The sequence below is a fragment of the Mycobacterium sp. genome (assembly GCF_049585075.1).
GTDB lineage: Bacteria > Actinomycetota > Actinomycetes > Mycobacteriales > Mycobacteriaceae > Mycobacterium.
In genome coordinates, this window is the sequence record NZ_JBAUZA010000558.1 from 1 (window position 1) to 13,101 (window position 13,101).

Here is a 13,101-nt window from a genome sequence, read left to right on the forward strand (position 1 = left end):
CGGTGAGATCATCTCGATGGGCATCATGTGCGTTCCTCCGCTCGGCTCGTGGTCGATCACTTGTTCGAAGCGTAATCGATAATGCGTTCGAATTCCGAACATGTGATCGAACCGTTGCACATGCGGCAGACGTTAGGGCACGGCACCGACAACTTTTGCCGCCCCCAGCAGCGCCAACACCCCGACACGCCTCGAACACATGTTTGATATCGACGCGCAATGCGGCTACATTCGTCCATATGAGCGACAGCGATACCCAAAGCGCCGGCCCCGACCGCAGTGCGCGACCTGCGGATTCAGTGCTCACTGAACGGCAGCGCACGATCTTGGACGTCATCCGCGCTTCGGTCAACAGTCGCGGATATCCGCCGAGCATTCGGGAAATCGGCGATGCCGTCGGTCTGACGTCGACGTCCTCGGTGGCTCACCAACTGCGCACCCTCGAGCGCAAGGGCTACCTTCGCCGCGACCCCAACCGCCCGCGTGCGGTCGATGTGCGCGGCGCCGACGACCACGTGAAACCGACCGTCCTCACCGATGTCTCGGGCTCGGACGCACTGCCGGAACCCACCTTCGTCCCTGTGTTGGGGCGCATCGCAGCTGGCGGTCCGATCCTTGCCGAGGAGGCCGTCGAAGACGTCTTTCCGCTGCCGCGGGAACTCGTCGGCGAGGGCGCGCTGTTCCTGCTCAAGGTGGTCGGGGACTCGATGGTCGACGCCGCGATCTGCGACGGCGACTGGGTCGTGGTGCGTCAGCAAAACGTGGCCGACAACGGCGATATCGTCGCGGCGATGATCGACGGCGAGGCCACCGTCAAGACGTTCAAGCGCACCGGCGGTCAGGTCTGGCTGATGCCGCACAACCCGGCCTTCGACCCGATTGACGGCAACAATGCTGCCGTGCTCGGCAAGGTCGTCACGGTGATCCGCAAGATCTGACTGCGACGGCCCGGTGGCTATTGCGCCTTGTTGAACCCGTTCGCCTGCGCGATTTCTTCGTTGACGAACCAGATTTCGGCAAGCGTGTCCTCGTACAGTTCGCTATCGGGCATGTAGTAGAGGCCGAAGCTGGCGTTGGCTTTGACGGGGTATCCGTCGGGCACCTGGTACGGGTCGTCCAGCGGTAGGTGAATCGCCAACTGGCCGGGCGCAATTGGGGTAACCGCAGCGAAGTGCGTGGTGTCCTCGTCGGGGTCCGCGGCTGCATGTCGTCCGCCTTGAACTTCGGTCGGCGTTGGAATCCGCGTCGGAGCCGTGTCCACGGCGTCCGGATCTTCATCGAAGTGATCGTCGGCAAAGTGTTCTTCGTCGAAGTGCTCGCCGAAGTCTTCGTCGAACTGCTCACCAAGGTCCCCGTCCACATCGGAAAACTCCGCGGGACTTTCTATTTCGTCGGACAGCGGTTCGTCGACCAAATCGGCGCGCTGTGGGGGCATCCAGTCGCTGACCGGTTGACTCGGCTGATTCGGCAGGCGCACGGTCCGCGGCCGTGGCGGTGCTCGGAAGCTGTCGTTCAAGCTTGACGACGCGAGCTCGCTGTCGGCGTCCGGCGACCACTGTGAAACAGACGCGGTGACCGCGTCATCGCCAGCGCGGGGTTCGACGACCCCGCCTTCAGGTCGGGCGGCGCGGCGTCGGCGCCTTGTCCAGGCCACCAGCGCGGCGATCCCGATCAGCAGCACCGCCGCCGCGATCGCAACCGGCACCCACCACCGATGCCAGCTCAACAAGGGGCTTCCGCCGGCGGTCGACGCCGGACCGGCCGGCATCTTCTGGCCCGGCACCTGCAGCCCGGACAGTGCCGACGCCAAGTTCGGCGGCTGGGTGGCGAACGTGTTCTTCGCCTGATTCCACGAGATCTGACCAAGGACGAACTTCTGGGTGACCACATCTTGGTTGGTCGTCTGCTCGCCCACCGGCGGGCCAAGTTTGCCGGTTGCGGCGCCGAGTTTGTCCCACGCGGCCTTGATCGCGCCGCGGACCACAAACGCGCCATGGTCGGGCGTCCAGAAGATCACCGGTTTGTCAGCGGCGGCGAATGCCCCTACCCGGCTGGCCGGCTTGCGACCACCGTCGGCCTCGTTCGCGATCGGGAAGCCGAGGTTGCCGCCCGGGCCGCCCAGCGACTCGTATTTCGCCAGAATGTCGCTCTCGACGGCGTTGGCGCCGGTGGCCGGGCTGAAGAAGATCTTGCCGCCGGCGAAGTTCTGGGCCAGCCCGTCGCCGCTGACCGGATACTGATCGCCTTGTTTGGCGCCCAGCGGCCCGGAGGGGCCCCCTGCTGCGCGCCACGCCATGTTGATCGCCGCGGTCGGATCGATGGGCACCTGCAGGTCGGCGAGCTGGTTCGCCAGATTGGGCGGGACCGTGGTGAACGCCTTGGTCAGCCTGTTCCAGGACACCTGGCCGCCGCTGAATGCCTGGGTCGCGAGCTCGCCGTTGTAGGTTTCGTCGGCGACCGGGACGCCGAGAGCGCCACCGGAGCTGCCCAGTTTGTCCCAGGCGGCGTTGATCGCCCCGCGCACCACGAATGCTCCGTGCTCCGGGGTCCAGAAGATCAGCGGTTTGTCACTGGCCGAGAAGGTGCTGACCCGACTGTCTGGTCCGGACAGCCCCGGTACTTCGTTGATCGTGGGGAAACCCAGATCGCTCGCAGCCGGGCCGCCGAGAGCTTCGTATTTGTCGAGGACGGCACCCGACATCGATCTGGCGCCGGTGGCTGGGGTGAAGAACATCTTGCCGTGCACGAAGTCCTGGGCGAATCCCGGTCCGGCGGCGTAGCACTCACCTTGTTTTGCGCCGAGATCCGAATGGTCCGCGCCGGCGGCCTTCCACGCTGCGGTGATCGCATCGTCGGCCTCGCCCAGCGGGGATGCCGCAGCGACGGGGGCCAACAAGGCCGCCCACACCATGGCCGTCGCCAATGCCACCAGACCAAGCAGCGCACGCCCGGCGGTGCTTGATCGACCTTGTTGCCCTGCCATCACACCTCCCGGCGCCCGCCCCACCAGCAGTCTGTGGCCAGTGTCGACCACCCGGCGAGCAGGCACAACTGTGCTCCGGAGCACGACGCGGGTGAAGTCATATCGAAGACCCTACGGAACCGATATGCCGACGACGCCGAAATGCTGTCCACAACGCTGCTGTGTGTCGCAATCCGCTCACGCGAGTTGCGTGACAACAACTCGGCTAGACGCCGAGGCTCGACCTGATGGCCTCGGCTAGACGCCGAGGCTACGCCCAATTATTTCCTTCATGATTTCGGTGGTGCCGCCATAGATCGTCTGCACCCGTGCATCGAGATAGGCTCGCGCTATTGGGTATTCGCGCATATAGCCGTAGCCACCGTGCAACTGCAGGCAGCGATCGATCAGGTGCACCTGCTTTTCGGTGGAATACCACTTGGCCATCGCGGCCTGCTCGGCAGACAACTTCTCGTCGAGGTGCAGCCGGATGTACTCGTCGACCATGATCCGCACCGCGGTGGCTTCGGTCGCCAATTCGGCCAGCACAAATCGACTGTTCTGGAAGCTTCCGATCGATCGGCCGAAAGCCTTGCGCTCCTTGGTGTATTGCAAGGTCTGCTCGAGCACGGTCTCCATTGCCGTCGCGGCCATGATGGCGATCGAAATACGTTCCTGCGGCAAGTTTTGCATCAGGTAAATGAAGCCCAAGCCTTCTTCCCCGAGCAGATTCTCCGCGGGGACTTTGACGTCGGTGAACGAAAGCTCAGCGGTGTCCTGGGCGTCCAGGCCGATCTTGTCCAAGTGCCGGCCCCGCTCGAAGCCCTCCATGCCACGCTCGACGGCCAGCAGCGAAAAGCCTTGCGCGCCTTTGTCGGGATCAGTCTGGGCCACGACGATCACCAAGTCGGAGTTGATGCCGTTGGTGATGAACGTCTTCGACCCGTTGAGCACATAGTGGTCGCCCTGCTTGACCGCGCGGGTCTTGATGCCCTGCAAGTCGCTGCCGGTGCCCGGCTCGGTCATGGCGATCGCGGTGATCAGCTCGCCGGTGCAGAACTTCGGCAGCCAACGCTCCTTTTGTTCGTCGTTGGCTAAACGCAGCAGATAGGGCGCCACCACATCGTTGTGCAGCCCGAAACCGATGCCGCTGTAACGACCTGCGGTGGTCTCCTCGGTGATGATCGTGTTGTAACGGAAGTCAGGGTCCCCGCCGCCGCCGTACTGCTCGGGTACTGCCATACCCAGGAAGCCCTGTTTACCGGCCTCCAGCCACACCCCGCGGTCGACGATCTTCGCCTTTTCCCATTCCTCGTGGTAGGGCGCGACGTGGCGGTCCAAGAAGGCCCGGTAGGACTCGCGGAACAGCTCATGCTCGGGCTCGAACAGCGTGCGCTGGTACTTGACGGCGCTACCCATTGGATGACCTCCGGCGGGATGGGGACTGTGCCGCCCAAGATATACCAACTACCAACCGGATGGTTGGGCGGCCCGGGCGCCGTCGCGGGCCTACAGTCAGCGACGTGGACGAGACGCTCTTGGTGGAAGAACGCGGACAACTGCTCGAGTTCTCATACACCGATATGCTGTGCTACGCGGGGCCTTATTCGCCCGCCGGTGTGGCCAATGCCTTCAAAGTGATGCAGCGGGCATTTGCGGCGTTATCCCCCAATCAACCGCCACAGCGGAGATCGGTAGTCATCCGCACCGCGTTCCAAGGGCCGGGAGCACGGGACGGCTTTGAAGCAGTCACCCGCGCCGTCACCGACGGCCGCTACACGATTGACCCGGCCTTGGCACGACCCAATCGCGGGCGGCTGCTGCAGAGTTTCGTCTTTCAGATCTCTATCGCGGGCCGCGTGGCGACGTTGTTGCTGCGCCCGGGCTTCGTCACCTCCGAATTCATCGACCTCTCCGGCAAATCCGATCGCAGTCAGGCCGAAGAGGCGAATCTGGACCAACTCAAGGCACAGCTGGCGGAGCAAGTACTGGCGGCGTCGGCCGAAGACGTCTACGACATTGCGGAGTGAGTCCGGCCAGCCGGAACTGCACGTCGCGGCAAGGCTGCAGCCGTCTTAGGTCGCCGAGAAGTCGCGCAGGCTCGCGGCCAGCGCTATCGGCACCCGGGCTTTGATTCGGGTGCCGTCGCTGTTGTGCTCGGTCTGCTGCACCCGGCCGTCGGCATGCACGCGAGACACCAGATCACCGCGGTCATAAGGGATGACGACGTCGATCGCGGTGTCGGTCGGGGCGGCCAACTCGGCCATCCGCCTGCGCAGGGCGTCGACGCCCTCCCCGGTGCGCGCCGAGGCGAACACCGCCCCGGGCAGCGCACGGCGCAGCTTGGCCAACCCCAAATCGCTTGCGGCATCGACCTTGTTGACCACCAAAAGCTCCGGCGCCGGATCACCGTGATGATCGGCGACAACCTCCGAGATCACCTGGCGCACCGCGCTGATCTGGGCCAGCGGGTTGACGTCGGAGCCGTCGACGACGTGCACCAGTAGATCGGCGTCGACGACCTCTTCCAGCGTCGAGCGAAACGCCTCGACCAGCTGGGTCGGCAGATGGCGCACGAAACCGACGGTGTCGCTGACCACGAACGCGCGTCCGTCGTTGAATTCGCCACGGCGAGTAGTGGGTTCAAGGGTCGCGAACAGCGCATCCTCGACCAGCACGCCAGCGCCGGTCAACGCATTGAGCAAACTCGACTTGCCGGCGTTGGTGTAGCCGACGATTGCGATCGACGGGAGGTCGCTGTCCAACCGGCGGCTACGTTGGGTGTCGCGGACCTGCTTCATCGCCTTGATGTCGCGGCGCAGCTTCGACATTCGCTCGCGGATGCGGCGCCGATCGGTCTCGATCTTGGTCTCACCGGGACCACGTAGACCCACGCCGCCGCCGCTGCCGCCGGCACGCCCACCGGCCTGCCGCGACATCGACTCACCCCAACCACGCAACCGCGGCAGCATGTACTCCATCTGCGCCAACGTCACCTGCGCCTTGCCTTCGCGGCTGGTGGCGTGCTGGGCGAAGATGTCGAGGATAAGTGCCGTCCGGTCAATGACCTTGACCTTCACCGCCTTCTCCAGCGCGGTCAGCTGCGCCGGTGACAGCTCGCCGTCACAGATGACGGTGTCTGCGCCAGTGGCCAGCACGACCTCGCGCAACTCTTCCGCCTTGCCCGAGCCGATGTAGGTCGAGGCATCGGGCTTGCTGCGACGTTGGATCATGCCTTCGAGCACCTGCGAACCGGCGGTTTCAGCGAGCGCCGCCAGCTCGGCAAGGCTGGCCTCGGCGTCAGCGGCGCTACCTTCGGTCCACACGCCGACCAACACAACGCGCTCGAGGCGCAGTTGCCGGTACTCGACCTCGGAGACATCGGCGAGTTCGGTGGATAGCCCGGCGACGCGGCGAAGCGCCGAACGGTCGTCAAGCGCGAGTTCCCCCGTGCTGGGTGGCGATTGGTCAGGAAACTCTGGATATGTCATAGGCAACTTAGATGGTGCACGCCAAAGCGGCGACATGCATCCGAATTAACGCTGTTCTGCCCGCCACCATTCCTCGCTGAGTTCGCCTTGGGCCACCAGCACCGACGGCCCGCGCAGGTAGCTGGTGGCGTCGGTGACGGTAACGACGACGTCGCCGCCCGGAATCCGCACGGTGAGCGTGCCGTTGGCCGCACTGGCATACGACAGGGCGGCGACCGCCGCGGCGACGGTACCGGTGCCGCACGAACGGGTTTCGCCCACCCCACGCTCGTGGACCCGCATGCTGACCGCGCCGTCGGTCGGCGCGGTCAGCACCTCGACGTTGACCCCGTCCGGGAATTGCGCTTCGTCGAACGTCACCGGCGCCGCGACGTCGAGTGCCGACAGCGCTTCGAGGGTCAACTCCGGGTCGAGGCAGGCCAGGTGTGGGTTGCCGACGTCGACCGCCAGCCCACTGAAGGAGCGGCCACCCACTATCACCTCAAAGGCCGGTCCCCCGGTCCCCAACGTGTTGGTCTTGCCCATGTCCACGCTCACATCGGCGTTGGTCGCATCGACGCGGTGCAGCACGACGGGTCGCGGCCCCGCGAGTGACCCGACGACAAACTCGTCGCGGGATTCCAATCCGCTGGCACGCAGGTAATGCGCGAACACCCGCGCGCCGTTGCCACACATCTGTGCCGTCGACCCGTCGGCGTTGCGGTAGTCCATGTACCAGTCGTCGATGCTCACGCCGTCGGGAACCCGATCAAGCACGCCCGCGGCCAGCGCAGCGCCGGCTGTGGTGACCCGCAGTACCCCGTCGGCCCCGAGTCCACGGCGCCGATCGCACAACGCGGACACCACTTCGGGCGTCAACGTCAGCTTGGCGTCTAGATCTGGCAGCAACACGAAGTCGTTCTGGGTGCCATGGCCTTTGGCGAAGATCATCTGCTCAGGATACTTGCCGCCAGGCGCGCAGCGCCGCGTCCGCATTGTCAGACGCACCGGCATCCAGCCACTGGATCCGGTGATCACGCCGAAACCACGACCGCTGGCGGCGCACATAGCGGCGAGTGCCGATGAACGTCGGTTCCCGTGCGGCGTCACCGTTTCCGCCGGCGTCGAGGTCGGCGATCACCTGGGCGTAACCCAGCGCCCGCGAAGCAGTGACGCCGTTGCGAAGCCCACGGTCAAGCAGCGAGACCACTTCGTCAACCAGGCCGTCGTCGAACATCGTGTCAGTGCGCCGGGCTAGTCGCTCGTCGAGAAGCTCAGTGCCACAGTCCAATCCGATGATCACGGTGTCCCAGCGCGGTGTGCCGATGGTCGGCGCCGACGCGGCGAACGGTCGACCGGTGAGCTCGACCACCTCCAGCGCGCGCACAATGCGCCGGCCGTCGGTCGGCAGGATCGACGCCGCGGCCGTCGGATCGCGAGCGGCCAGCTCGGCGTGTAGACGATCGACGCCGATCTCGGCGAGCCGCTGCTCCCACTTCGCCCGCACCGCCGGGTCGGTCGTCGGGAACGACCAGTCGTCGAGCAGCGATTGGATGTAGAGCATCGACCCGCCCACCAGCACCGGCACTTTGCCCCGGGCCGCGATCGCCTCGATGTCGTCGGCGGCGGCGGTCTGATAGCGGGCGACGGTCGCGGTCTCGGTCACGTCGAGGACGTCGAGTTGGTGATGCGGAATGCCGCGTCGTTGCGCGACAGGCAGTTTCGCGGTGCCGATGTCCATTCCGCGGTAGAACTGCATCGCGTCGGCGTTCACGATCTCCGCGTCGAGCCGCTCGGCGACGTCGAGAGCCAACTGCGACTTACCGGTGCCCGTCGGGCCGACGATCGCCAGTGGCCTCACGGCTGCCAGACGCCGGCGAAGTACCCGACGCCGTAGGGCGCCGCCCGGTAGAGCTCCTTGGCCGATCGCGGCGCCGGCTGCACCAGACCGGCCAGCACACCAAAGGCCACCCGCCCCACCACCTGACCGGGCAGCCGAGTCAGCGCGGCGACGTCGCCTCCGCCCAGTGCGTCGTCCAGGGCGCACTGAACATCGATGTCGGCGGGTTGATGGCCGCCCGGGGCGGCTGGGGTCAAGGTGTTGGCGCCGTCGGCGATGACGAGCACACCCGTCGGCTCGCCCGACTGATCCAGCTCGCTGCGCAGTTGTCTGCCAAGGGCCAGCGCAGTCGTCGCATCGTGGTGCCTGGCGTAGACCCGAACCTCGGTGCGCGCATCGGGCTGGGCCTGAGCCCGCGCCCACCCGGCGATTAGCGCACACAGCGGCAGCTCGACCACCGGACGGGTGGCCTGCGGCGACAGCCGCACCGGCAGGTCGATGCCGAAACCCGCGAAGGTACCGACGCTTTCCGGACCGACGACGAGGTCCTCAGTTCCGACCCCGATGGCCACGATGCGCGGCGGCAGCGCGGCCACCGCGGCGAGCATCGCCGCCCGCAGTTCAGCCACCTCGTCGGCCGCTGCTCCGGCAAGCTCGGGGACCAGCACCGGCGCGGACGGGATGATCGCGATGGTGCTCAACACGCCATCAAACTAGCGTGCCGGTGGCCTTCGACCGTCGCCTGTTGAGCGCCTCCATGCTCGCGGCCTCGCCTCGGGCCAACGCGACGGTCGACACGACCATTACTGCCACCCCCGCCACCAGGACAAACAATTTCTCGGGGTCGACGCGCAGCTCCTCAGAGAGAACGGTGATTGCCAAGACCCATCCCACCACCGGTTTCGCCAGGGTCATCGTCGGCAACGACGCAGTGAGGGGACCGGCGCGGAAAGATGCTTGCTGAAACACCATGCCGGCCAGCGCAACTCCGAGCCAGGCATACAGTTCCGGCGCCCGCACCACCGCACCCAAGCCGTCATGCGCGGCTTCGACGACACCCTTGGTCAGCACCGCGAACAGCGACAGCGACGAGCCCGCCACCACCGCCAGCAACACCGCGGCGACCACACCCGACCAGATTCGGGCGCCAAGCACGCACAACACCAATGCCGGGCCCATCACCATGACAACCACCGCCCAGGTTGCCCAAGAGGCGCGCTGCTGGTCGGATGTCGGATTGCCGACCATGAGGATGATCGCCACCGCTCCAGCCAGCGCCGCCGCCCAAATCCATTCCCAAGTCGTTACTCCGGTATGGGTGATCCGCGCGTTGATCGGCAAAGCGAACAGCAACACGGTCACTTGTAGCGCGGTCACCAACATCACTGAGCCCAGGCTCAGGGCCGCGGCCTGAAAAGCGTAATTGGCCACCGCAGCCACTGCGCCCCACCACCACCGGGCGTCGCGCACCGACAGGCGGAATAACTCCCATGCGCCAACTTTTGTGTCGACGATCTCGTGCGCAGAACGCTGACGAATCACCGATCCGATGGCCGATACCAGCGCGGCGCCCAAAGCCAGGACTACGGCGGCGATCTCTGCGCTGTCCATGGGCGGCCTCCTCCCGACTCTCGGCCAACTCTTCCATGGACACGCTACTGAGTTGAGCAGCGAAGGCGGCGCGTTTCTACGGCACCTCTCCGACGGCAACGACGTCACGTCCTGCGTCGGCCACGATGCTGGCCGCCTCACCGCGGGCCAGCGCGATAGTCGAGACCACCACCAGCACAGCCGCGGCGATCAGCGCAAAAACTTTGGGGCCGTCGGTGTTCAACGTCTCATTGAGCACCAGTACCCCGAGTAGCGAGGCCACCACCGGCTTTGCCACAGTCACCGTCGGCAGCGAGGCGGTCAACGCGCCCGCACGAAACGACGACTGCTGAAAGATCATCCCCGCCAACGCCGCCGGTATCAGACAGTAGGCTTCGGGCGCGCGCAGCAATGCCCCGAAGCCGCCGGAAACCGCCCCGACGGCGCCCTTGGTCAGTACCGCGAACAGCGCCAGCGACGAGCCCGCCACCACCGCCAGCAGCACCGGCGCGGCCGGGCGGCCGGACCAGATCCGCGCGCCCAGCACGCACAACACCAGGATCGGACCCATCACGACGGCCACCGCCAGCCACGCTTCCGGCGAAGCTCGCGAGTGGCCGGGATCCGGGTCGCCGACGGTAACCACCACCGCCAGCGCAGCAGCCAACAGCGCCGCCCACAACCATTCCCACCGGGTCACCTTGTGATGAGCCAGCCGCGCATAAATCGGCAGCGCGAACAGCAGCGATGTCACCTGCAACGCCGTCACCAGCACCACCGAGCCCAACGCCAACGCGCCGGCCTGCAGGCTGTAGTTGGCCACGGCGCCGACGCCGCCGAGCCACCAACGCGTGTCGCGCAGCGACAAGCGGAAGAGCTCGATGTGGCCGACCTCTTTATCGGTGACCTCGTGAGCCGAACGTTGACGCACTACGTCGCCGATCGCGGACGCCAGCGCGGCGCACAGCGCGATCAGCGCCGCAAAATCCGCTTTCGACATCCCCGATCTCCTCGCCCACGACTGGTCCGCGTTCGGTTACCCAACACAAAGCATTAACCAACAGTTTCCACGGAACAGCCTATGGCGCTACAGGCGCGCTGCGTCAGGCAACCGCAGCGACTCGATGTCTCGGTCCGGCGATGTCGGCTGGTCGGTGCCGTCAGCAGCCTCTGTTGCCGGTCGACAGGGGTAAGGGCCATTGTCGTGAACATCACTGCGCCGACCGCCGCCACGCTCACGCTGCGAGACGACCCGAAAACTGGGCGCTTGAGCGGCTGCAACGCCAACTGGGACCGCACCGCCCAACAAGCTGATTCAATACTGGTGAGATCCAGACGGGAGTGCCCTGGGGCTTCCTCCCGCGAGTGCAGTTGGCGGCGCCGCAATGCGCGGCAGGTGCGCGGGTAATAGCCGCGCGAAGGGTAGGTGATGGCAGTTCATGACGCCTGACGAGCCTCAGAACGAACCCCGGCCCATCCCGGGCCCGGTTCCAAGGCCGGGACCGCGGCCAGGGCCCAGACCAACATCCCGTCCCCACCCTCACCCAGTTGCAGTACCGCTGCCCAATGATCCGCGCCGATTCGGCCGAGTCGACGCCGACGGGACGGTATGGCTGATCACCGCGGCCGGCGAGCGGGTTATCGGGTCCTGGCAGGCCGGCGACGCCGAGGCGGCGTTCGCGCATTTCGGTCGGCGATTCGACGACTTGAGCACCGAGGTCGCGCTGATGGAAGAGCGGCTGGCTTCGGGCACCGGCGACGCCCGCAAAATCAAAGCCACCGCGGTCGGCCTGGCAGAAACGTTGCCGGATGCGCACGTGCTCGGAGATGTCGACGCGCTGGCAGCCCGGCTTGCCGTTGTTGCGGAGCGGGCCGAAGCGGCCGCGGCTGCCGATCGCTCCCGTCGCGAAGAGCATCGCGCCAGCCAGACCGCGCGCAAGGAAGCTTTGGCCGCCGAAGCCGAGGAGCTGGCCAACACCTCGACGCAATGGAAGGCGGCCGGCGACCGGTTGCGCGCGATCCTCGACGAATGGAAGACGATCAGCGGCCTGGATCGCAAGACCGACGATGCGCTGTGGAAGCGCTACTCCGCAGCGCGGGAAACGTTCAACCGGCGACGCGGATCCCATTTCGCGGAGTTGGACCGCGAACGGGCGGGTGCCCGCGAGGCCAAAGAGCGGCTGTGCGTGCAGGCTGAAGAGCTCGTCGATTCGACGGACTGGGGTCCGACCAGCGCGGAGTTCCGCAAGCTGCTCACCGACTGGAAGGCCGCCGGACGCGCGGCCCGCGACGTCGACGATGCGTTGTGGCGCCGCTTCAAGGCCGCCCAGGACACCTTTTTCAAGGCGCGTAATGCCGCGACCGCCGAGCGAGATAGCGAGCTGCAGGCCAACGCCACCGCCAAAGAGGCGCTGTTGGCGGAGGCGGAAAAGCTCGATACGAGCAATCACGAGGCAGCCAGGTCGGCGCTGCGGTCGATCTCCGAGAAATGGGACGCGATCGGGAAGGTGCCGCGGGAACGGTCCGCCGAGCTCGAGCGGCGGCTGCGGGCTGTCGAGAAGAAGGTGCGCGACGCCGGCGAATCGGACTGGTCAGACCCGCAGGCTCAGGCGCGCGCCGAGCAGTTCCAAGCGCGTGCCGAGCAGTTCGAACGCCAGGCCCAAAAGGCGGAGGCGGCCGGTCGCAGTAAGGAAGCCGAGGAGGCTAAGGCCAATGCCGAGCAGTGGCGGCAATGGGCCGACGCCGCCGCGGATGCGTTGAGCCGCAAGCCTTAAGCGCGAGCAGACGCAAAAGCCCCCGACACGCCGCAGAAATAGGGACTTCTATGTCTGCTCGTGCAGCTATTCGGGAGGGTCCTCGTCGTCGAGGGATTCCAGCAGCGTTCGGGACTGCCGGATCGCTGCTGCTCGACGACGCTGTTCCTCGGCGGCAAGTTGGACGATGGTCCGCGACCACACCACGCGCGCCCAGTGGAATGTCAACAGGATGATGGTGATCCAAGCCACCACCAGGCCCACACCGGGGCCGGGATGACCGGCGGCCACGGTCTGCCGCGACCAAATGGCCAGCAACCCGGCAGCGCTGGCAACAGCTGAACCCGCCAATGCCACCCAGGCCAACGCCCAGCGTCGGGTCAGCAACGCCAACATCGAGAAGCCGACGCCGAAAACCAGTGCCAGCCAAGCGAATACCCGTGACGGCAGCCCCACCGCGGCCGCCCCGGAACCATGAGTGGAAAA

The 13,101-nt window shown here is 66.3% G+C and carries 12 protein-coding genes; 3 read left to right on the forward strand and 9 right to left on the reverse strand.

The window, feature by feature from the left end:
* Positions 1–239 precede the first annotated feature (239 nt).
* Positions 240–938 carry a transcriptional repressor LexA gene (gene lexA / locus WB785_RS25485; RefSeq protein ID WP_424083000.1) on the forward strand — a complete coding sequence of 233 codons (699 nt, stop codon included), beginning with the start codon at positions 240–242 and terminating at the stop codon, positions 936–938.
* A 17-nt stretch (positions 939–955) separates the two neighbouring features.
* On the opposite strand, the gene WB785_RS25490 is transcribed toward lexA, so the two are convergent.
* Both WB785_RS25490 and WB785_RS25495 read right to left on the reverse strand, forming a co-directional pair.
* A complete protein-coding gene (locus WB785_RS25490; protein WP_424083002.1) occupies positions 956–2,983 on the reverse strand; it encodes an LGFP repeat-containing protein in 2,028 nt (675 codons plus the stop codon).
* Between the two features lie 237 nt (positions 2,984–3,220).
* Positions 3,221–4,381 carry an acyl-CoA dehydrogenase family protein gene (locus tag WB785_RS25495; protein ID WP_424083004.1) on the reverse strand — a complete coding sequence of 387 codons (1,161 nt, stop codon included), beginning with the start codon at positions 4,379–4,381 and terminating at the stop codon, positions 3,221–3,223.
* Positions 4,382–4,485: 104 nt separating this feature from the next.
* Between WB785_RS25495 and WB785_RS25500 the strand changes: the two genes are divergently transcribed.
* Positions 4,486–4,992, forward strand: a complete 507-nt coding sequence (locus tag WB785_RS25500) for a hypothetical protein (RefSeq protein ID WP_424083006.1) — start codon at positions 4,486–4,488, stop codon at positions 4,990–4,992.
* 45 nt (positions 4,993–5,037) lie between these two features.
* Here the strand turns inward: WB785_RS25500 and hflX are convergent, their stop codons facing one another.
* From hflX to WB785_RS25530, 6 genes are all read right to left on the reverse strand, one after another.
* Entirely contained in the window at positions 5,038–6,453 is a 1,416-nt protein-coding gene (gene hflX, locus WB785_RS25505) for a GTPase HflX (protein WP_424083008.1), read from the reverse strand.
* A 45-nt stretch (positions 6,454–6,498) separates the two neighbouring features.
* Positions 6,499–7,383: a diaminopimelate epimerase gene (gene dapF, locus WB785_RS25510; RefSeq protein ID WP_424083010.1), complete on the reverse strand. Its 885-nt coding sequence runs from the start codon at positions 7,381–7,383 to the stop codon at positions 6,499–6,501.
* A 4-nt stretch (positions 7,384–7,387) separates the two neighbouring features.
* The gene (miaA, locus tag WB785_RS25515) at positions 7,388–8,293 is read right to left on the reverse strand and encodes a tRNA (adenosine(37)-N6)-dimethylallyltransferase MiaA (protein ID WP_424083012.1); all 906 of its coding nucleotides are present in this window, start codon (positions 8,291–8,293) and stop codon (positions 7,388–7,390) included.
* Positions 8,290–8,976: a hypothetical protein gene (locus WB785_RS25520; protein WP_424083014.1), complete on the reverse strand. Its 687-nt coding sequence runs from the start codon at positions 8,974–8,976 to the stop codon at positions 8,290–8,292. Before WB785_RS25520 ends, miaA begins: the two co-directional genes overlap by 4 nt.
* Before the next feature lie 4 nt (positions 8,977–8,980).
* Positions 8,981–9,883 (reverse strand): DMT family transporter, encoded by a 903-nt coding sequence (locus WB785_RS25525; RefSeq protein ID WP_424083016.1) that lies wholly within the window; start codon positions 9,881–9,883, stop codon positions 8,981–8,983.
* A 76-nt stretch (positions 9,884–9,959) separates the two neighbouring features.
* A complete protein-coding gene (locus WB785_RS25530) occupies positions 9,960–10,862 on the reverse strand; it encodes a DMT family transporter (protein WP_424083018.1) in 903 nt (300 codons plus the stop codon).
* Positions 10,863–11,301: 439 nt separating this feature from the next.
* Here WB785_RS25530 and WB785_RS25535 point away from each other — a divergent pair, with 439 nt between their 5' ends.
* On the forward strand, positions 11,302–12,636 hold the full coding sequence (locus WB785_RS25535) for a DUF349 domain-containing protein (protein WP_424083020.1): 1,335 nt from the start codon (positions 11,302–11,304) through the stop codon (positions 12,634–12,636).
* Positions 12,637–12,702: 66 nt separating this feature from the next.
* Here the strand turns inward: WB785_RS25535 and WB785_RS25540 are convergent.
* On the reverse strand, positions 12,703–13,101 hold a 399-nt coding region (locus WB785_RS25540), incomplete at its 5' end, for a hypothetical protein (RefSeq protein WP_424083022.1).